General features: G+C 34.6%; 19 protein-coding genes and 1 tRNA gene. 10 read left to right on the forward strand and 10 right to left on the reverse strand.

The window, feature by feature from the left end:
• Positions 1-21: 21 nt before the first annotated feature.
• The 3 genes from rsmI to Z053_RS0108545 are packed head-to-tail and all read right to left on the reverse strand — an operon-like array spanning position 22 to position 1,874.
• Entirely contained in the window at positions 22-693 is a 672-nt protein-coding gene (rsmI, locus tag Z053_RS0108535) for a 16S rRNA (cytidine(1402)-2'-O)-methyltransferase (RefSeq protein ID WP_025664615.1), read from the reverse strand.
• Positions 693-1,037 (reverse strand): DoxX family protein, encoded by a 345-nt coding sequence (locus Z053_RS0108540; protein WP_231389280.1) that lies wholly within the window; start codon positions 1,035-1,037, stop codon positions 693-695. The genes rsmI and Z053_RS0108540 overlap by 1 nt, the downstream gene beginning before the upstream one ends.
• Positions 1,038-1,046: 9 nt before the next feature.
• On the reverse strand, positions 1,047-1,874 hold the full coding sequence (locus Z053_RS0108545; protein WP_025664617.1) for a hypothetical protein: 828 nt from the start codon (positions 1,872-1,874) through the stop codon (positions 1,047-1,049).
• 105 nt (positions 1,875-1,979) lie between these two features.
• Here Z053_RS0108545 and Z053_RS0108550 point away from each other — a divergent pair, with 105 nt between their 5' ends.
• The 4 genes from Z053_RS0108550 to Z053_RS0108565 all read left to right on the forward strand — a co-directional run bounded on the left by Z053_RS0108550 (position 1,980) and on the right by Z053_RS0108565 (position 5,480).
• Positions 1,980-2,627 (forward strand): thymidine kinase, encoded by a 648-nt coding sequence (locus Z053_RS0108550; RefSeq protein WP_025664618.1) that lies wholly within the window; start codon positions 1,980-1,982, stop codon positions 2,625-2,627.
• On the forward strand, positions 2,620-3,732 hold the full coding sequence (gene alr, locus Z053_RS0108555) for an alanine racemase (RefSeq protein ID WP_025664619.1): 1,113 nt from the start codon (positions 2,620-2,622) through the stop codon (positions 3,730-3,732). Before Z053_RS0108550 ends, alr begins: the two co-directional genes overlap by 8 nt.
• A gap of 101 nt (positions 3,733-3,833) precedes the next feature.
• The gene (gene mscL, locus Z053_RS0108560) at positions 3,834-4,250 is read left to right on the forward strand and encodes a large conductance mechanosensitive channel protein MscL (RefSeq protein ID WP_025664620.1); all 417 of its coding nucleotides are present in this window, start codon (positions 3,834-3,836) and stop codon (positions 4,248-4,250) included.
• 237 nt (positions 4,251-4,487) lie between these two features.
• Positions 4,488-5,480, forward strand: coding sequence for an aspartate-semialdehyde dehydrogenase (locus Z053_RS0108565; protein WP_025664621.1), 993 nt, complete (start codon positions 4,488-4,490; stop codon positions 5,478-5,480).
• A gap of 82 nt (positions 5,481-5,562) precedes the next feature.
• Here Z053_RS0108565 and Z053_RS0108570 read toward each other — a convergent pair whose 3' ends face one another.
• A complete protein-coding gene (locus Z053_RS0108570; protein WP_035095476.1) occupies positions 5,563-8,109 on the reverse strand; it encodes a M14 metallopeptidase family protein in 2,547 nt (848 codons plus the stop codon).
• 180 nt (positions 8,110-8,289) lie between these two features.
• Between Z053_RS0108570 and Z053_RS0108575 the strand changes: the two genes are divergently transcribed.
• The 3 genes from Z053_RS0108575 to Z053_RS0108585 all read left to right on the forward strand — a co-directional run bounded on the left by Z053_RS0108575 (position 8,290) and on the right by Z053_RS0108585 (position 12,087).
• Entirely contained in the window at positions 8,290-8,658 is a 369-nt protein-coding gene (locus Z053_RS0108575; protein ID WP_025664623.1) for a DoxX family membrane protein, read from the forward strand.
• Between the two features lie 195 nt (positions 8,659-8,853).
• Positions 8,854-11,022 carry a prolyl oligopeptidase family serine peptidase gene (locus Z053_RS0108580; RefSeq protein ID WP_025664624.1) on the forward strand — a complete coding sequence of 723 codons (2,169 nt, stop codon included), beginning with the start codon at positions 8,854-8,856 and terminating at the stop codon, positions 11,020-11,022.
• A gap of 93 nt (positions 11,023-11,115) precedes the next feature.
• Complete coding sequence (locus Z053_RS0108585) at positions 11,116-12,087, forward strand: ABC transporter ATP-binding protein (RefSeq protein WP_025664625.1); 972 nt, start codon at positions 11,116-11,118, stop codon at positions 12,085-12,087.
• Here the strand turns inward: Z053_RS0108585 and Z053_RS0108590 are convergent.
• From Z053_RS0108590 to Z053_RS0108615, 6 genes are all read right to left on the reverse strand, one after another.
• Positions 12,084-12,842, reverse strand: coding sequence for a UDP-2,3-diacylglucosamine diphosphatase (locus Z053_RS0108590; protein ID WP_025664626.1), 759 nt, complete (start codon positions 12,840-12,842; stop codon positions 12,084-12,086). The two genes, Z053_RS0108585 and Z053_RS0108590, sit on opposite strands and share 4 nt — an antisense overlap.
• A 51-nt stretch (positions 12,843-12,893) precedes the next feature.
• Positions 12,894-13,346: a 6-pyruvoyl trahydropterin synthase family protein gene (locus Z053_RS0108595; RefSeq protein WP_025664627.1), complete on the reverse strand. Its 453-nt coding sequence runs from the start codon at positions 13,344-13,346 to the stop codon at positions 12,894-12,896.
• A gap of 300 nt (positions 13,347-13,646) precedes the next feature.
• Complete coding sequence (locus Z053_RS31435) at positions 13,647-13,823, reverse strand: hypothetical protein (RefSeq protein WP_160170068.1); 177 nt, start codon at positions 13,821-13,823, stop codon at positions 13,647-13,649.
• A 78-nt stretch (positions 13,824-13,901) separates the two neighbouring features.
• Entirely contained in the window at positions 13,902-14,666 is a 765-nt protein-coding gene (locus Z053_RS0108600) for an enoyl-CoA hydratase/isomerase family protein (protein WP_035095544.1), read from the reverse strand.
• Between the two features lie 330 nt (positions 14,667-14,996).
• The gene (locus Z053_RS0108610) at positions 14,997-16,325 is read right to left on the reverse strand and encodes an MATE family efflux transporter (RefSeq protein ID WP_025664630.1); all 1,329 of its coding nucleotides are present in this window, start codon (positions 16,323-16,325) and stop codon (positions 14,997-14,999) included.
• A complete protein-coding gene (locus Z053_RS0108615) occupies positions 16,322-16,822 on the reverse strand; it encodes a GNAT family N-acetyltransferase (protein ID WP_025664631.1) in 501 nt (166 codons plus the stop codon). Before Z053_RS0108615 ends, Z053_RS0108610 begins: the two co-directional genes overlap by 4 nt.
• 194 nt (positions 16,823-17,016) lie before the next feature.
• On the opposite strand from Z053_RS0108615, the gene Z053_RS0108620 reads away from it, so the two are divergent.
• The 3 genes from Z053_RS0108620 (at position 17,017) to Z053_RS29950 (ending at position 20,060) form a co-directional block, all read left to right on the forward strand.
• On the forward strand, positions 17,017-17,817 hold the full coding sequence (locus Z053_RS0108620; protein ID WP_025664632.1) for a universal stress protein: 801 nt from the start codon (positions 17,017-17,019) through the stop codon (positions 17,815-17,817).
• A gap of 78 nt (positions 17,818-17,895) precedes the next feature.
• Positions 17,896-17,969: transfer RNA gene (locus Z053_RS0108625), tRNA-Ala, on the forward strand.
• A gap of 372 nt (positions 17,970-18,341) precedes the next feature.
• Entirely contained in the window at positions 18,342-20,060 is a 1,719-nt protein-coding gene (locus Z053_RS29950) for a M57 family metalloprotease (protein WP_025664633.1), read from the forward strand.
• The last annotated feature ends 10 nt before the right edge of the window (positions 20,061-20,070 follow it).

The following is a 20,070-nucleotide window of genomic DNA, read 5'->3' on the forward strand; positions in this document are numbered from 1 at the left end:
ATGGCTAAAAATTGAAGTGCTCTATTTCTTACCTTTTACAATAATTACAATTTCGCCTTTTGGAGGCTTATTTTCAAAATGCTTTATGACTTCTGCTGTGCTTCCTCGTATAGTTTCTTCGTGAAGTTTACTTAGTTCTCGTGATACCGAAACTTGTCGATCTACACCAAAATAGGTTGCAAAATCTCTCAAAGTTTTAATCAGTTTATGTGGAGATTCATAAAACACCATCGTTCTAGATTCTTCGGATAAAAATTTTAACCTGGTTTGTCTTCCTTTTTTTACGGGTAGAAATCCTTCAAAGATGAACTTATCATTAGGTAAGCCACTATTAACCAAAGCAGGTACAAAAGCTGTTGCTCCAGGAAGGCATTCTACCGCTATTCCTTGCTCTACACATGCTCTGGTGAGTAAAAATCCAGGATCACTTATTGCGGGAGTACCTGCATCACTTATTAAGGCAATAGTTTCTCCAGCATTTAATTTCTGAATAATACGATCCACCATTTTATGCTCATTATGCATATGATGACTTTGCATAGGGGTTGTTATTTCAAAATGTTTCAACAATTTTCCGCTGGTTCGGGTATCTTCGGCTAATATCAAATCTGCCCCCTCAAGAACTTTTATAGCTCTAAAAGTCATATCATCAAGATTCCCAATTGGCGTAGGTACGAGGTATAATTTTGACATTAAGGTCTTATTTTTTTACCAATAGCGTAGGAAACGACAAGGATTAAAATTGCATATACAGATAACCCTATGGGGTGCTCTGCATGATAATGTGCTAAAGTAGCCAATACCAAATCAAAGAAGAAACCTGCATATGCCCACTCTTTGAGCCATTTTATTTTATTTGTTAGAATAGCTGTTATCCCTAACACTTTAGCCACTGCCAGGGGAATTACTATATATGTAGGGTAATTAAAACTTTCGAAAAAACCTTTTACCATTTCAGTTTTAAAAAAATACATCTGGGCAGAATACAGCATTATAGCGCATAAAGCAATCGTGGCAATCCAATATATAATTTTCATAATCTTTATTTAGTGATCAAATTTACTAAGAACAATATCCATAAAACGCTCTTCATACTCTTCTTTACCTTCCCAATTTTGATAATCGGGCTTTATCATAGTTGTGATAAATTCTTCTGCTTCACTTTTACCTCTTAATGTATTTAATTGGGATAATACACGATTATAATCAGGAGCACTCCCCCCAAAAAGGTATTTTATAAATGCTAAACGATCATTAAGCCCGATATGAATTTCTTTTCTTAATTGATCATTAAGAGATTTAGGCCGATCATTAGCATCTGATATATCTTCTACAGTTGGAGTAATATTCTCCTTATCATTTTTTTCATATGTCGATTGAGGAGGGATCGAATCTGAAAAAGAAACCGATTCTTCTGCTACTTTAGTACTTGCAGGTACAAAAAGATCTTCGGTAACCCTCGCATTAATTTCTTCAATAATAATCTCAGGTTTATTTTCTATAGTATCAATACTAGCCTCTTTTTGTTCCTGATCACTCTTTGGCGAAGAAAATTCCTCGGGGATAGATTCTTCCTTTTTGTCAGAAATTGGTTTGGGATCAATAATTGCTTTGATTTTTTGCCTTACTTTTTTTAATTCGTCTGATTCATTTGATGTTTCAGAGACATCTGGTTCATTAGTATCCAGAGCTTCTTTAATCTGACCAATAGTAGGCTGTGGCCCTGCAAAATGAGATTCAGAAAAATTAAGAATAGTTAACTTTTCATATAACTCACGGGCTTCTTCCTGTAACTGAGATAAGGTAGTCTTATCCTTAAGTTGTAATATTCTATGGGCAATACTTATAAGTTCCGCTTCCAATTTCTTCTTCATAACTTTCTTATTCGTTTACAATACTGCTTTTTGTTTTTTAATAAATTTACCTCATCTTTAGAGTAAGGAGAAGGGATTTCTTTAATTGATGCTGAAAAATACAAAATGTTTCTCGAAAATACGGTAAATCATAAAGAGCAATTTGGGTGGATAGAAGTAATCTGTGGTTCTATGTTTTCGGGTAAAACCGAAGAATTGATTCGCAGATTAAAACGTGCACAATTTGCCAAACAAAATGTTGAAATTTTTAAACCTGCAATTGATGTTAGGTATAACGATGAAATGGTAGTCTCTCATGACGCTAATGAGATTCGTTCTACTCCTGTTCCTGCAGCAGCTAATATTAGAATTCTGGCCGATACCTGTGATGTTGTTGGTATCGATGAAGCACAATTCTTTGATGATGAAATTGTATCGGTCTGCAATGATTTGGCGAATAAAGGAATTCGCGTTATCGTTGCAGGGTTAGACATGGATTTTAAAGGAAATCCTTTTGGCCCCATGCCCGCATTGATGGCTACAGCAGAATATGTGACCAAAGTACATGCCGTTTGTACCAGGACAGGAAATCTTGCTCAGTTTAGTTATAGAAAATCTACCAAAGATGATTTGGTTTTATTAGGAGAAACAGACGAGTATGAACCTTTAAGTCGAGCTGCATATTATAAAGCCATGCTGAAAGAAAAAGTAAATCAAATGGAGGTTAAAGATCCTAAAGAAGTATCAAAAAAAACTGAAAAAACTGATGAGTAGCGTAAAAGAAACCGTTTTGCAGATCAACCTGGCTCATCTTACTCATAATTTTAATTATTTAAAAAGCAAGGTTAACTCTAATGTTAAAATCTTAGCTGTAGTAAAAGCTTCGGGATATGGCAGTGATGCTTCTGTAATTGCAAAACACTTAGAAAAAATAGGAGCCGATTATTTTGCCGTTGCTTATGTTTCAGAAGGTATTGCACTTCGAGAATCAGGAATAAAAACTCCTATTCTGGTATTGCACCCACAGCCTATAAATTTTCAAAAATTAATCGAATATCAATTAGAGCCTAGTCTATATAGCTTAAGAGTTCTCAAAACATTTATAACAACAGCTACTACTTTGGGTCAAAAAGAGTATCCGGTTCATATCAAATTCAATACAGGGTTAAACCGAATCGGTTTTTGGGAAAATGATATTGACCATATTATTGAAAATCTCAATACAACTGAAGCGATTAAAGTAGTTGCTCTTCTTTCTCATCTGGCGGCTAGTGAAGATGCTTCAGAAAGAGATTTTACGATACAACAGATCAATTCTTTTAATAAAATTGCTAATCATATGATTGATAAGTTAGGGTACACACCCATACTTCATCAATCTAATACCTCTGGGATTCTTAATTATCCCGAAGCACATTTTGGTATGGTAAGAGCCGGGATAGGATTGTATGGATACGGAAACGATGCAAAATACGATGCTGCATTAAAACCTGTGGCAGGATTAAAATCGGTAATCTCGCAAATTCATGAGTTAGAACCTGGAGAATCATTAGGGTATAACCGAGCATTCATTGCTTCAGAATTTACAAAAACCGCTACCATACCTATCGGGCACGCCGATGGGATTAGCAGACAGTATGGAAATAAAAAAGGATTTGTAACCATACATAATAAAAAAGCTTATGTTATTGGTAATGTATGTATGGATATGATCATGGTAGACGTTACCTATATTGATTGTAAAGAAGGAGATGAAGTGGTTATTTTTGATGCAGATTCGAGTGCAGCCACAGTAGCCGAAAATTCTGGAACAATCTCTTATGAACTACTTACTGCAATTTCTCCTAGGGTAAAACGTGTTGTTGTCGACGATAATTGATTTTTAACGAAAAACGAAACGTATTAGACAGAACCATTCTTATAATTATTTTAATTTTTCGTTAAATTAGTGCATTACTAACTATCTAAATAAAATTAATTATGGGGTTTTTTAAAGATTTTAAATCTTTCTTACTAAAAGGAGACATCGTTGCGCTAGCTACTGCTGTTGTAATCGGCGGTGCATTTAATAAAATTGTTGGTTCTGCTGTAGCAGATATTATAATGCCTATTGTTGGTGTTATAACTGGTGGAACAGATTTTACTCAAAAGTTTATTGCTCTCGATGGTGGAGAATACGCTACTCTTGCTGCTGCCCAAGAAGCAGGAGCTGCCGTTATGACCTATGGTAACCTGATACAGGCAATAATTAATTTTATTATTGTAGGTTTATTTATCTTTATGGTACTTAAAGCATATGAAAAATCTAAAAAGAAAGAAGAAGAAGCTCCCGCAGCACCAGCCGGACCAACTCAAGAAGAGTTATTAGCAGAGATACGAGATTTATTAAAAAAATAAAATGCTCAATAGTATAACGAATTATCTATAGCTACCGCTATACTACATATTCTAACACACTAAACCGCCCAAATTAAGGGCGGTTCTTTTTTACACATTGTTATATAATAAACAAATGGTACAAATTTTTATATTTTCAATATAAATGCTTGTCGTCTAGGAAATATTCCTCAAATTTGTATGAAATTAAAAAGTGTATGACTTTCGCTATGCGAAAATGAAAACAAATATAAACTGATGAAAGTAGCTGTAGTAGGTGCTACCGGTCTGGTAGGAACCGTAATGTTAAAAGTATTAGAAGAAAGAAATTTTCCGGTAACAGAATTAATTCCTGTAGCGTCAGAACGATCTATTGGGAAACAAATTTCATATAAAGGCAAGGAGTTTTCTGTAGTAGGACTTGCTACTGCTATAGAAATGAAACCAGATGTTGCCTTATTCTCTGCTGGAGGAAGTACTTCTCAAGAATGGGCTCCAAAATTTGCAGAAGCAGGAATAACTGTTATCGATAACTCGTCTGCATGGAGAATGGATCCTACAAAAAAACTAGTTGTTCCAGAAATCAATGCTAAATCGCTGACCAAAGAAGATAAAATTATTGCTAATCCTAATTGTTCTACTATACAATTGGTTATGGCTTTGGGTCCATTACACGATAAATATAAGATAAACCGTGCTGTGATTTCTACGTACCAATCTATAACAGGTACTGGAGTAAAAGCAGTACAGCAATTAGAAAATGAATATGCTGGTGAAAAAGGAGAAATGGCATATCCATATCCTATTCACCGTAATGCCATCCCACACTGTGATGTGTTTCAGGAAAACGGGTATACCAAAGAAGAAATGAAGTTGGTAAACGAAACTCAAAAAATCCTTGATGACCGCACTATCGCAGTAACAGCAACAGCAATTCGTATTCCTGTAGTTGGTGGGCATAGTGAGAGTGTTAATATCGAATTTGATAGTGATTTCAATGAAAATGAAATACGACAACTTCTAAACGAAACATCTGGAGTTACTGTACAGGATAATCCTGATACCAATACGTATCCTATGCCAATCTATGCCGAAGGCAAAAACGATGTTTTTGTAGGCAGAATTAGAAGGGATCACTCTAGAGAGAATGCTCTTAATATGTGGATAGTATCAGATAATCTGCGTAAAGGAGCTGCTACTAATGCAGTACAAATAGGAGAATACCTGGTCGAAAACGAGCTTATAGGGTAGTCTATCGCAACAAAATGATAAAAAAAACCCTTGCTTTCTTAATGTAAGCAAGGGTTTTTTTTATCTAATTACAATAATTTCGTCATTCTCTCACTTTAGGCACAGATATATGATTTCCTAAAAACAATGCATTCAAAAATAGACGATTGGTGCCATACCAAGAACCCCTAAAATTGGGGTTATCAGCAAATAGAATTACACGTCCACTGCCTAACTTACTTACAATTAGCGAAGCCGAAGGTTTTAAGTAATTTTCATAGTTATCAGCAGAAATATAACCATCAATATGTGCGTTTTCTGTATATTTTGCAATCGTAGAATATGGGTTTTTACTGGGCGCAATAAACACTTCATTATTTTTATATACCGGAAGAGAAGTATCACGATACCCAAAACCTAAAGGATGAGTGATATCCAGATCAACTTCAAAAATAGCACCCCCCAAACGTTCACGACCAATATGCTCCCCTGCATCAACATATGATAATCGTTTTATTACTTTATTCTTTGTCGTATCCTTTGGTTTTTTGATAAGTTTCTCCTTTACAATTTTCTTATCAATCGCCCATTTTGAAGCCCTTGCAATAGTAATTAAGGTATTTCCTTGTGATACCCAATCTTTTATTTTTTTCTGATGAAGAGAATCTAATGTATTATATCTTCCCGAAACCATAACCAACATATTATATTTCTTTAGAGGTACATTGCCAAAACCACTCATTTGTAATTTTGTTATAGGCATATGCACTCGTGTATCCAGCAAATGCCACACCTCTCCTGCTTCATAAGAACTAACGGCTTCACCAACTAGTAATAATGCTTTTGGTTTATCCAACTTCTGAAAATTTCTGCTTCCTAAATCAATTCCTGATACGCTAAAACCAGAATCTACTGAATATATGGGCACATCATATTTATCCTGTGCTTCTTTAATGATTGCATAAACCTCGTCATTGGCTTTCTTCTGCTTACTTACCGGTACCATCACACTACCATAATTAAAGCTTTTATTCCCTTCTGAAGTTATACTACTAAAAGGTTTAAATGCTGAAGCTACTTTTAATCCTTTAGACTGCATAAAATATAAAGCTGCCGGGGCATTATAATCATCCCAATCCATGATATATGCATAGTCAGATTTTGATACTTTTGAAACATTCACCAATCCATCTGTTGAGAGAATTTCCTCGCTTATATCAGCAGATTTTATGCCTTTATATTTCATATTATAAAAATTGGCTATACTCCAGGCCGAAGCATCATAAAACACACTATCACGATACTTATTATAGGTTTCAAAAACCGTTTGTACCATACGCTGTTGAGGCTGCTTTACAGGCACAACAAAACGCGATCCTTTTTTATAAACCTTTATATGATGAAGTAATAATTTATCTATAAAAGCTTTATTTCTATTATGATCGTAAGCATCCCCAAACTCATACGCCTCATTTCCTTTTTTGAAAGTATTACTAACTGCTGATTTAAAAAAGTCTTGTTGGTATTTACGTAGTTTGCTCTTATTATCAACTGCAGCTTTAATAGTGGCGATACTAGATACATATTGATTACGAATCGTAAATGGAAACGATATGGTTCCATAATCTGTATCCTGTAAATGTCCGCGAGAACTAGCTTGTTCAAACAATAGTGCTAATGCTCCTTGTAAATCAGGATAAGAAGAACCATATCCAGGATAGGTGCCGTCAAAAGCTTCTTTGGTAAAATAAAATGATCCAATATTATCCAGAGCTTTAGAAAAATAAGGAGCAAACAAATTGTTTAGATCTTCATAATTCTCTTTAGGCATAATAGGGTCCTGAGAACCAATGGGTTTCATAGGTTCAAAAAAATAGGTGCTATTCGTTCCCATTTCATGAAAGTCGGTCACCACATTAGGATACCACTCATGATACCATTGTAATTTTCCTCGACTCTCTGGATTAATACCTAGCAACCAATCACGATTAAGATCAAACCAATAATGATTCGTACGTCCCCGAGGCCACATTTCATTATGCTCTGCATCATAATTATCACTTACCAAAGGAGTTCCTCTAAATTGGTTTGCCCATTGCGTATGTCTGTCACGCCCATCTGGATTGATTGTCGGATCAATAAATATTACAGCATTTTCTATATAATTTTTCACTTCTGCACTAGTAGATGCCACCAGTGTATATGCTGTTAACATAGCAGCTTCTGAACTAGAAGGTTCATTACCATGTACGTTATATCCTAATTGAACAAAAATAGGTATTGCATCATAGTTAGCAGATGTCTCAGAAGGATTGGTGAATGCCAAATGCTGCTGTTTTAGCACAGAAAGCTTATTTAGATTCTCTGGATTAGAAACAGTAAGTATTACTAATTTTCTGTTTTCATGAGTTTTTCCATAGCTAGTGATCGTTGCCCGATCAGAAGTTTGTGCAAGTTTAATAAAATATGCTACAATTTGATCATGGCGCGTATGCTGCTGCCCAATAGGATATCCAAGAAATTCTTCGGGTGAAGGGATTTCTGAATTAAAAGGTGCTTTGTCTTTAAGAAAATAATCCTGCGCAGTAGCAGAAAAAACAGAGAATACACAAACCAAAAAGTTGATTTTTAGCAAGTTAATTAGTTTCATTAGTTGTTAGATTAAATAGATTAGCCACATAAAAATAATTGAAGTCACTTATAATAAAGAGACAGATCAATGTATAATCTCGAAAGGTATTTTTTTAACTCTGGTTTTCCTTGATATTTGTAAGGTTTTTAACATTTCTCCCTCTAATACAGCAATTTAATCCCTTAAAAAATATTAAAAATGAATAAATTGATTTTAATCTTAAGAATACTATTGGGAGCGATGTTAGTCGTTTTTGGAAGTAATAAATTTTTTGAATTTATGCCTGCTTTTGAATTTGCCAATCCCGATGCTGGTATTTTTTTTGGTGCATTAGCCAATAGTTATGTACTAAAAGTAGTAGGAATCATCGAAGTGATTGTTGGACTTTTGCTTCTTACAAATAAAGCCATTCCCTTTGCCTTGATATTATTAGCCCCTATTTCTGTAAACATTATTTTATTTCATGCCACATTAGATCCCGCCAATATTGGTCCCGGAGCATTAGTCTTCCTTATAAACGCTTTCTTAATATTTAAATATTGGGACAAGTATAAAACACTTTTCTAAAACCAAAATTTTTCGTTTCTTACAGAAAATTCTGACTGCTCCTACATATTAATCCTACATAGTGCTATACCCCAAAGCAATATGGTAGAAACCTTACTTTCTTTACAGGTTAATTGCGGAGCAGTCTTTTTTATATTTTCTTTAGCATTTATACCCACATCTTTTGATAGATTTGTGAATCTAACGCATTACATCATGAAAAAAGCAATCCTTGTATTATCCATCATTACAGTAATGGTGGCTTGCAAAAACGAAACTAAAGAAGAAACCTCTAAAACTACCATTGCATTGAACTATCCTGAAACTAAAACAGTAGATACAGTAGATACGTATTTTGGTACTCAAGTAGAAGATCCATATCGTTGGCTAGAAGATGATCGCAGCAAAGAAACCGAAGACTGGGTGGCTACGCAAAACAAAACTACTTTTGGATATTTAGAAAATATCCCTTTTAGAAAAGATCTAAAAAAACGGCTATCCGACCTTTGGAACTACGAAAAAGTTGGCTCTCCTTTTAAAGAAGGAGATTATAGCTATTTTTATAAGAATGACGGACTTCAAGATCAATATGTTCTCTATCGTTTTAAGAATGAAGGTGATGATCCCGAAGTTTTTCTAGATCCTAACACCTTTAGTAAAGATGGTACAACATCTTTGGGTGGAGTATTTTTTTCTAAAAATGGAAAACTCATCGCTTATTCTATTTCTGAAGGAGGTAGTGACTGGCGTAAAGTAATCGTTAAAAATGCTGAAACCAAAGAGATCATAGAAGATACTATTGTTGATGTTAAGTTTTCTGGAATATCCTGGAAAGGCAACGAAGGGTTTTACTACTCTAGCTACGATAAGCCAGAAGGAAGTGAGCTTTCTGCCAAAACAGATCAACACAAGGTATACTATCATACCCTGGGTACTTCTCAAAAAGACGATGCCCTAATTTTTGGAGGTACTCCAGAAGAAAAACATAGATATATTGGTGCAAGTGTTACCGAGGATGATCAATATCTTATTATTTCTGCAAGTGTTTCTACTTCTGGAAATAAGTTATTTATCAAAGATCTTACAAACCCAAATAGTAAGCTCGTTACAATTATGGGTACTACAGATAGTGATACTTATATTATAGAAAATGTAGGTTCTAAGCTCTATCTTGTTACCAATCTAAATGCGCCTAACCAGAAAATTGTAACGGTAGACGTCTCTAACCCGACCCCAGAGCATTGGAAAGACTTTATTCCTGAAACCGAAAATGTATTAAGCCCTAATAAAGGAGGAGGGTACTTCTTTGCAGAATATATGGTTGATGCCGTTTCTAAAGTATTGCAATATGATTATGATGGTAAATTGATTCGTGAAGTAGCGTTACCTGGAGTAGGAAGCGCAAATGGATTTGGCACCAAAAAAGAAGAAAAAGAATTGTATTACACTTTTACCAACTATAAAACACCTGGTAGTATTTATAAATACAATATTGCCGAAGGCACTTCAGAATTATATCGTAAACCAAAAATCGATTTTAATCCAGAAAATTACGAAAGTAAACAAGTTTTTTATACCTCTAAGGATGGTACAAAAATACCGATGATTATTACCTACAAAAAAGGGATAGAGCTTAATGGTAAAAATCCAACTATCTTATATGGATACGGAGGGTTTAATATTAGTCTTACTCCAGCGTTTAGTATTGCCAATGCGGTATGGATGGAGCAAGGTGGAGTATATGCAGTACCTAACCTAAGAGGTGGTGGTGAGTATGGTAAAAAATGGCACGTTGCCGGAACAAAATTGCAAAAGCAAAATGTATTTGATGATTTTATTGCTGCAGCAGAATATCTTATAGAAAACAAATATACATCTAGTGATTATTTGGCCATTCGCGGTGGATCTAATGGGGGATTACTTGTTGGTGCTACCATGACACAGCGACCAGACCTTATGAAAGTAGCTTTGCCAGCTGTTGGTGTTTTAGACATGCTACGCTATCACACCTTTACCGCAGGAGCAGGATGGGCCTATGACTATGGTACATCAGAAGAAAGTAAAGAGATGTTTGATTATATAAAAGGATACTCTCCTGTACATAATGTAAAAGCCGGGGTGCAATACCCTGCTACTTTGGTTACCACAGGAGATCATGATGACCGCGTAGTACCGGCACACTCATTTAAGTTTGCAGCACAGCTACAGGCCAAACAATCAGGTGACAACCCTACATTGATTAGAATTGAAACCAAAGCTGGTCATGGTGCAGGAACACCGGTAAGCAAAACTATAGAACAATATGCCGATATTTTTGGGTTTACTCTCTACAATATGGGATATGAAGTATTACCAGAAAAAGTTACCGACGAAGTAAAAGGATAACGTTTTGAACTAAGAACTCGTCTTAAAAAAATAAAAAATCCGTTTTCTGAAAAGAAGCGGATTTTTTTTGTTAAAGTTCAATATATTTGAGTAATGTTAAAAGTAGACAATATATCCTTCGCGTATGATAAACTTCCCGTTTTAAAAAACGTTAGTTTTACTATTGAAAAAGGGCAGCATATTGCCTTAATTGGTGCTAGTGGTTGTGGAAAAAGTACCTTACTTAAAATCATTTATGGTCTTTTACATGTACAGGAAGGAGAACTATCCTGGGAGGGTACTAAAATATTAGGACCGAATTTTAACCTTGTTCCTGGCGAGGAAAACATGAAATACCTCTCGCAAGGCTTTGAGCTGCAATCCTATCGAAGTGTTGCAGAAAATATCGGGCAATACTTATCTAATTTTCAGCCAGAATTAAAACAAGGCCGGGTAGATGAGTTACTCGACATTGTAGAAATGACTGATTTTGCCAATGCCAAAGTCGAGAACCTGAGTGGTGGTCAAAAACAAAGAGTAGCACTAGCAAAAGCATTGGCCAAAAGACCAGAATTATTACTGCTTGATGAACCATTTGGGAATATCGATAACTTCAGACGTAGTTCTTTAAGAAGAAATCTGTTTAGATATCTAAAACGTAATAAAATTACAAGTATCACCGCTACACATGATAAAACAGATATTCTCTCTTTTGCAGATCAAACCATTGTTATTCGACAAGGAAAAATTTTAATTCAAGAAAATACGATCACTTTATATCAAAATCCTACTGATTATTATATTGCTTCTCTTTTTGGCGAAGTGAATGAAATACAACTTTCTTCATTTACAACATCTGATAGCCAGGATACGATTTTGGTCTATCCTCATGAGATCGAAGTTAATCCTAATTCTATGACAAAGGCACGAGTAAAAAATGCGTATTTCAATGGAGGGTATTACTTGATTGAAGCTATACTCGACAATACCATTCTTTTTTTTAATCATCATAGTAAATTAACTGCTCCCAAAATGGTCGGGATTACAATTCCTGAAGAAATCATTGAGAAAAGAAAACCAATTTAGTTGTTGTAGTGTACTAACTCAAGCTTATTTCCGTCAAAAACACCATACGTATAATGAGTAATCCAATCTCCTAGATTTATGTATTGAGATTGCTGGTTTAATTGTATTTCCATAGGAAGGTGTCTATGTCCAAACACAAAATAATCCCTGTGCTTACTTTCTAGTTTTCTTTTGCAATATTGTACCAACCACTCGTTATCTTCTCCTAAAAAAGTCACATCTTCATCTCCCGAAATCAATTTATTTTTTACAGAAAGATATTGTGCCAGTTTTACTCCAAGATCTGGATGTAGCCATCTAAAAAACCATTTTGCTACAGGATTGGTAAACACTTTTTTCATTCGTTTATACCCCTTGTCTCCCGGGCCTAAACCATCACCATGGCCGATAAAAAAAGTAGTGTCGTTAAAAGTGAACTCCTGAGGTTTATGATACACAGGAATATTTAATTCTTCTTCAAAATATCCATTCATCCATAAGTCATGATTTCCTACAAAATAATAGACTGGGATTCCAGAATCTGTAATTTCTGCTAATTTCCCCAATGTTCTGGTAAATCCTTTGGGAACCACAGTTTTATATTCGAACCAAAAGTCAAAAAGATCTCCTAACAAGAAGATAGCGCCTGCATCTTTTTTAACTTCATCTAACCATTTTACAAATTTTTGCTCTCTTGGGAAACTCTTTTCTGATGTTGGAGCCCCCAAATGATTATCACTGGCAAAGTATATTTTTTTCCCTTCAGGAAGGTTCATAGGTATAATTTAAAAGGTAAAGGTAAGAAAAGGACCTAAGATTTAAATGATCTATTCATTATCTGATGCATACCACTCTGCAAATGATGTTTCGGTTTCTTGAAGTTTTAACGAAAATAATGTAATCCCTTCGGGCAATCGAGAGGTAATCTTTTTAGCAAAATCAATTACCATATTCTCACTGGTAGGTTGATAATCTACCAAAATTACATTATGCCCTCTGTCTTTTAATTCTTTTGCAAGTTCTATATGTGGTGTGTTTTTGTTAAATACTGTTGCATGATCAAAAACATCTTCGATATCTTCTTTTACAATTTTTTTAAGGTCTCCAAAATCAATTACCATTCCTAGTTTTACATGCGAAGTATCTGTAATCGGTGTCCCGATTACAGTCACACTTAGTTTATAACTATGACCATGAACATTTCTACATTTACCATCATATCCATATAAAGCATGTCCGGTTTCGAAAGAAAATTGTTTCGTGATACGAATTTTACTCATCGTTTACTTTGTGATTTTTGGCAAAGTTACGGAAGATTATCGTCTCTTTCTCTTATTTATAAAGTAAACCACAACCAGAACAATTCCTAATACCAGAAACAATCCATTGCCTCCTAAAAAGTTTAGTATATCCATTATTAATTTAGACTTTTAATTTATAATCCAGATCTACACTAAAGAAACAACGCCTTTTTGAATGTTTTCTTATACTAAACTAATAAAAGCGGGAAAACCCGCTTTATAATTCACAATATTTAGTAAAATACAATCTTTAAAAAAGTAAATCACAATATACAAATATTAACATGCAGATCTACATGCAATATAATCTGCCAGACAGTTAGAACCTCCACTACTTAGACAACTAACATAGTCTTGTCTGCAAACAAGAAAACAACTGCTTCCTCCATTAATACTTGATTGTTCTGTTTTGTTTAATGATTTAACATCATTACGGTTTAAAATGTTTTTTAACATAATTAAAGGTTTTAAATTTGTAATGATGTAATGTAAAGAAAATAACAAAGGCAAAATTGAGGTTTACCGTAGACTCTGTTATTTTTTAAATTTTTCTAATGCTTTTTTAGTAAATTCTGAAAGTACTAACTCTCCAGAAATTGCTGCCCTTTCTAAAAGAAGTTCTTCCCAGTACTCTGTTCCTCTCCAGTTTACTTTTTTCATTTGTTGTATTGCTTGTGGATTATAACTAGCCAGTTTTTCGGCAAATAGTTGTATTTCTTTATCCAACTCTGTTATAGTTTCAAAAACACGGGCATACAATCCTTGTTCTTTTGCCCAATATGCATTTTTCCACTGTGATGCATCCCATGCAAGAGCTTCAAAAGCAGCTAATCCTATTTTTCTTGATACTGCTGGTTCTATTACAAATGGACCTATACCAATGGTTAATTCACTTAATTTAATCGATGCAGCTTCTGTAGCCAGGCAGTAATCACAAGCAGATGCTAATCCAACTCCTCCTCCTACAGTTTTACCTTGTACTCTTCCTATGATTGGTTTTTTACATTTTCGCATGGCATTAATCACATTTGCAAACCCAGAAAAAAATTGTTTTCCTTCCTTTAGATTTGTTATTGCCATTAGTTCATCAAAAGAGGCTCCTGCACAAAATGCCCGGTCTCCTTCTGATTTAAGAATGATTACAGATACTGATGTATCCTTTGATAATTCATCAAAAGCTTTAGCTAATCTTATTAATAATTCTGAAGGAAAAGAATTACTGGCATGGTGGCCAAATTCTATCGTTGCAATGGTGTTTTCGGTATGAGTATATAGACTTCCGTTAGATCTTGGTATCATTATTGTTATAACTTTTATAGTAAAAGTAACTAATACCAACTGAAGATTAAAATACCACACATAATTATTTTGGTTGGTATCATTCACCCATCTGGTGACCTCTGTATTAAAATTGTTTAACAAATAATCTTAATACAATCAAATGGCTTATTTCTTAGTAAAAATTAATTGTAATTATCTAAAATATAACACGTTTATATTTATAGAGATGGTTCATAAAAAATATATAAAGAAGATGTTAGAAGAGTTTTTTGAAAAAAACAGATTACGAATAGGGATTTTATTAATTCTTATCTACGCTCCATTACTATTTGTTCTTATTTATCCTTTTTAAGAAATCAAGGGCAAAAACTTATTTCTAAACTTTATGACTAGTGCTACTCCTCTAAAAAGAGCCCAAACCGTAAATGCTATCCATATCCCATATAACTTTAAATCAAAAAAGTTACATACATAAAGAGTAGGTATAAACCCTAAGAATGTTGCTCCCAGCAATACATTTCTTAAATACCTCATTTCACCCAGGCCTTTAAAAATTCCATCAAAAACAAAAGCCAAACCGTTAATGGGCTGCACAATCAAAACAATAAAAAAGACACTGTAAAATGTTTCTAGCACTATGGTTTCACTTGTAAATACTTTTCCTATTGTGTCATAAAATATAAACCCAAATATTGCCAAAATCAAACTCACACCAATACCATAAGTACTTACACGTTTTCCTAATTTCCAGAGGGATTTATAATCTTTTGCACCTAATAGTTTTCCTCCAAGGATATTACCTGCTCCGCCATAACCATCAATAAAAAATGCAGTAAACATCCAGATATTCATTGCTATCGTATATGCTGCTATATATTCATCTCCATATCCTGTAGCATTAGATGTTGCAAAATATAATGCTGTATTTAATGCAATAGATCGTACAAACAAATTAAGACTCATTGTAACCAGTCTACCTAATTCCTTATTTAATGGGAAACGTAGCTTAAGACTTACATTGGTTTTGGTCAACAATAATATAAAAACGATGACCGCCATTAAGAATTGTGAAATTAAACTTGCCCATGCTGCCCCGCTAATTCCCATCGGAGTAATAAAACCTTCGACACCATATACCAGAAAAAAATCTAAAACAATATTAGCTACTGCACCAATTACGGCAACAATCATTGGCCAAAATGTATTTTGCAGTCCTCTAAAAATACCAAAAACAGCAAATGTGAATAAGGTTAAAGGAAATCCCCATACTCTGATATCATAGTAAACCACGCAGTATTCTAAAATTAAGCCTGAAGCATTGTATAATTTAAAAATCTCTTCAACAAAGAAAACAGTAGAGATCAAAACAAAAATACTAAGAGCTACATTAAAAAAAATAGCTTGTGCAGGTAACGTTTTTACTTCTTCTATTTTACCTGCTCCCAGGTATTGAGAAATAATAGCAGATATTGCACTTCGGGTTTGCCCGAGAATCCATATTAATGCAGACAAAAACGACCCTACAATACCTACTGCCGCAAGGGATTCGGTACCATATTCAGGAATATTACCCACGATAGCGGTATCGGTTATAGATAGTAATGGCTCTGCAATACCAGCAACAATAGCCGGGATTGCCAGTCGGTTTATATTTTTAAAACCAATTACCTTGCTCATAGAATGAGTTCATAACAGTGAAATGGGTGTTCGCTTTGTTTCGGGAAATAGATATCATCCAAACGTTGATACCCTCTGATTTCATAAAATTTCTGGTTTCTTTTATTTTGACTAAAGGTGTCTAATCTTACCGATTGATATTGATTTTTTTTAGCATAGTCTTCACCAAAATCCATTAGTTTTTGAGCATATCCCTTTCCCCAATATTCTGGATCAACTGCTACACGATGTATATAAAGATTATTGGTATTGGCCGTTAACCATGTTACAGGAATATATTCTTCATCCATTAGGTCTGTTAGTACAATAATCCCTTTGATGTGGTTCTCTTCCTCCAGAACATACAATTCTTGTAGTTCTACATCTTTTTGAAAACGTTCTTGGGTAGGATAATGCTCATTCCATTGATAGATGCCATTAGCTATCATTGCTTTGGCACAAGCTCTAGTCAATGTGTAAATAGCATCCAGATCAGATAATACTGCTTTACGAATCATATTTTTTGGAAAGCAGCAAAAATACTAACTTTATATTGCAGTTAATAATCAAAGGTTATATTTAAAAAAACTTTAAGAAAAAAGCTGTTTTAGATCGTCAGAAGAGCTTTAAAAATAATATTATATCAAGAAATGAGTTAGTAAAAGGTCTAAAATTGTAATTTTACACACTGAAACACAAATCATAATAATTAATGAAGAATATATTGGTTCCCTTGGGGTTGTCTGAGCATTCAATTAGCATGGCCAGACTTCAATATGCTATTGATTTTGCAAAAGAACTCAAAGCAAAAGTTTATGTAGTAGAGGTTTTTAAAGAATTACCTAGATCTGGTAGTCTTCCCTCTGTAAACAAAACATTAAAGGAAATCACCGCTTCTTCTATTGAAGAAAAAGTTGCAAAAATTGATAAAAAAGGAGTAGAAGTAATTGCTTTACCATTAGAAGGTGAACTTCTTGAAGCTATCCCTAAATTTAATTTACAGCACTCTATAAATTTACTCGTTTTAGGAGCAGAAGTTAAGGATATTAAAGATCCTTATTTTCTTGGTTCGATTTCGGGAAGTCTTGTAAAAAATACAGAAATCCCGGTATTAATCATTCCTCAAATGTATACTTTTTCGCCTATCAAAAAGATACTAATGGCGGTTAAATCAGGTATCGTAAAAAAGAAAAATGCATTAATTCCCGTAAAAGAAATTTTAAGTACTTTTGATGGTGATTTAAAATTGCTTCAGGTAAAAACAGCAAATTTCTTAGCTGAAGATTCTAAATTTGACAAAGATTTAGGAGAGATTACCTCATCTTATAAATCGTCTGAAAATGCTACCTTATTTCAAGGAGTTTTAGAACATCTTAATGAGAATTATCCAGATCTTATTTGTGTTTTTAGACGAAAACGAGGATTCTTTGCGAAGCTTTGGGAAGAAGATGCTGTTCTCAAAAAAGATTTTGACAGTAGGATTCCTTTATTAGTTTTAAGAGGATCGGATTAAAAATACAGGGGATGTAGCTTCCCAAAAATGCTACGCTCATCGGGACAGGCGCTTCGCTACATCCCCATGAGAAAAATTGGGGATGTAGCTCAGCTGGCTAGAGCGCTTGACTGGCAGTCAAGAGGTCGTGGGTTCGAGTCCCATCTTCTCCACTTATAAAAGAGGTTTCAAGGAATAAACTCGATGAAGCCTCTTTTTGTTTATCCCAAAAGAGTTTCTTAACCCAGATTCAAAAAAACTCGACACCTTTATCTCACCAACCATATTGCACAATATTTTACGGCAAGACCCTAATTATTTGAATGGTTTTAAGTATACAACAATCAATAGTTTGTGTGTAGATTTGTATGAAAGATTAAAAACAACTTAAGGGCTTACTCAACCTAAGTAATTAAAAAAAGAACGACCTGACATTTCATTTCTTACCCCTATTTGTCAGTAATGAGAATCCAATTTCACCCTAAATATTCTCATATTATCGGTATCGAAACAAATTTTAGCACAAACAACTAAATTAAAACTTTATGAAAAAATTAAATCTCATACTAATTATAGTATGTATCCTTTCGTTAGGTTCCTGTACAAAGGAAGAATTACCTGAAAATCGAAATCAGATTCAAAACACAGAAGGTGATAAAGAGACACTATCCGGTCCCGAGAAAAAAGAAATTCTAATTACAATGGGATTTCAAGAGGATAAAATTGAGGAGCATAAAGATTATTTTTTGGTGGATAACGACTTGATTGTCCATAAAAACACCATCTCCAAGGAGTTAATCAATCCACTTGCACCTGTTAATACATCTAAGCAACTTCGTAATAGTTTTTTTGTAAGTGATAATATTGTAACTAATATTAGAGTACGTATTGATCCTAATTTTAATTCGAACTGGAATGGTTTAATACAACAAGCATTAACCGCTTGGAATAATGCTGGCTCTATGGTGTCTTTTACAGTAGTAACCTCAAGCCCGCACATCACTATTTATTCAGACACATCTCTTGCCTGCCCGGTAAGTCATCGTAATTTGAGCTCTAATGTATGTGGTCGAGGAACTTTTCCTTCTAATGGCAACCCGGGAAGTGTCATTTCTATCAATACAAATTCTCCTCATATTAATACAAATGCAAAAAGATTACGAACCATTACACATGAATTCGGACATAATGTAGGGTTGATGCATACCAATCAGGGCAGTGGAGGAATTCATATCCCAGGTACTCCTAGTTCAGATCCCGATTCCTTAATGAATGGCGGAGAATGCGGACAAGTAAAACCATTAAGTCCAAATGATATATTGGCGATACGAATCATGTATTCTGAAGCAACCTGGACAAGGGCAGGCGTAGATTTCTCTAAAGGTGGATGGCATATCGGTGATTATAACGGTGATGGTAAAGACGATATTTTTAGATACAGACCAGGAATATCTGGTGCAGAAGTATTTCTTTCTAACGGAGTAGATTTTATATATTCGGGAAATTGGACAGGAGCAGGTGTAGATTTCTCTAAAGGTGGATGGCATATCGGTGATTATAATGGCGATGGCAAAGATGATATCTTTAGATACAGACCAGGAATATCTGGTGCAGAAGTATTCCTATCAACAGGAAGTAGCTTCAATAATAATGGAAGCTGGACAGGTGCAGGTGTAGATTTCTCTAAAGGCGGATGGCATATCGGTGATTATAATGGTGATGGCAAAGATGATATCTTTAGATACAGACCAGGAATATCTGGTGCAGAAGTATTCTTATCAACAGGAAGTAGCTTCAATAATAACGGAAGCTGGACAGGTGCAGGTGTAGATTTCTCTAAAGGCGGATGGCATATCGGTGATTATAATGGCGATGGCAAAGATGATATCTTTAGATACAGACCAGGAATATCTGGTGCAGAAGTATTCTTATCAACAGGAAGTAGCTTCAATAATAACGGAAGCTGGACAGGTGCAGGTGTAGATTTCTCTAAAGGTGGATGGCATATCGGTGATTATAATGGCGATGGCAAAGATGATATCTTTAGATACAGACCAGGAATATCTGGTGCAGAAGTATTTCTATCAACAGGAAGTAGCTTCAACAATAACGGAAGCTGGACAGGTGCCGGCGTAGATTTCTCTAAAGGCGGATGGCATATTGGAGACTATAATGGAGATGGAGATACTGATATATTTCGATACATTCCAACCATAGCAGGAGCAGATGTATTTATATCTACAAGTTCTTCTTTTTCTCATTAAATCAATAATC

The organism is Aquimarina megaterium XH134, from assembly GCF_000520975.1.
GTDB classification, from domain to species: Bacteria; Bacteroidota; Bacteroidia; order Flavobacteriales; family Flavobacteriaceae; genus Aquimarina; species Aquimarina megaterium.

Coding starts and splice junctions, on each gene's coding strand:
- rsmI (WP_025664615.1), bottom strand. CDS start 693: ATGTCAAAATTATACCTCGTACCTACGCCAATTGGGAATCTTGATGAT.
- Z053_RS0108540 (WP_231389280.1), bottom strand. CDS start 1,037: ATGAAAATTATATATTGGATTGCCACGATTGCTTTATGCGCTATAATG.
- Z053_RS0108545 (WP_025664617.1), bottom strand. CDS start 1,874: ATGAAGAAGAAATTGGAAGCGGAACTTATAAGTATTGCCCATAGAATA.
- Z053_RS0108550 (WP_025664618.1), top strand. CDS start 1,980: ATGTTTCTCGAAAATACGGTAAATCATAAAGAGCAATTTGGGTGGATA.
- alr (WP_025664619.1), top strand. CDS start 2,620: ATGAGTAGCGTAAAAGAAACCGTTTTGCAGATCAACCTGGCTCATCTT.
- mscL (WP_025664620.1), top strand. CDS start 3,834: ATGGGGTTTTTTAAAGATTTTAAATCTTTCTTACTAAAAGGAGACATC.
- Z053_RS0108565 (WP_025664621.1), top strand. CDS start 4,488: ATGAAAGTAGCTGTAGTAGGTGCTACCGGTCTGGTAGGAACCGTAATG.
- Z053_RS0108570 (WP_035095476.1), bottom strand. CDS start 8,109: ATGAAACTAATTAACTTGCTAAAAATCAACTTTTTGGTTTGTGTATTC.
- Z053_RS0108575 (WP_025664623.1), top strand. CDS start 8,290: ATGAATAAATTGATTTTAATCTTAAGAATACTATTGGGAGCGATGTTA.
- Z053_RS0108580 (WP_025664624.1), top strand. CDS start 8,854: ATGAAAAAAGCAATCCTTGTATTATCCATCATTACAGTAATGGTGGCT.
- Z053_RS0108585 (WP_025664625.1), top strand. CDS start 11,116: ATGTTAAAAGTAGACAATATATCCTTCGCGTATGATAAACTTCCCGTT.
- Z053_RS0108590 (WP_025664626.1), bottom strand. CDS start 12,842: ATGAACCTTCCTGAAGGGAAAAAAATATACTTTGCCAGTGATAATCAT.
- Z053_RS0108595 (WP_025664627.1), bottom strand. CDS start 13,346: ATGAGTAAAATTCGTATCACGAAACAATTTTCTTTCGAAACCGGACAT.
- Z053_RS31435 (WP_160170068.1), bottom strand. CDS start 13,823: ATGTTAAAAAACATTTTAAACCGTAATGATGTTAAATCATTAAACAAA.
- Z053_RS0108600 (WP_035095544.1), bottom strand. CDS start 14,666: ATGATACCAAGATCTAACGGAAGTCTATATACTCATACCGAAAACACC.
- Z053_RS0108610 (WP_025664630.1), bottom strand. CDS start 16,325: ATGAGCAAGGTAATTGGTTTTAAAAATATAAACCGACTGGCAATCCCG.
- Z053_RS0108615 (WP_025664631.1), bottom strand. CDS start 16,822: ATGATTCGTAAAGCAGTATTATCTGATCTGGATGCTATTTACACATTG.
- Z053_RS0108620 (WP_025664632.1), top strand. CDS start 17,017: ATGAAGAATATATTGGTTCCCTTGGGGTTGTCTGAGCATTCAATTAGC.
- Z053_RS29950 (WP_025664633.1), top strand. CDS start 18,342: ATGAAAAAATTAAATCTCATACTAATTATAGTATGTATCCTTTCGTTA.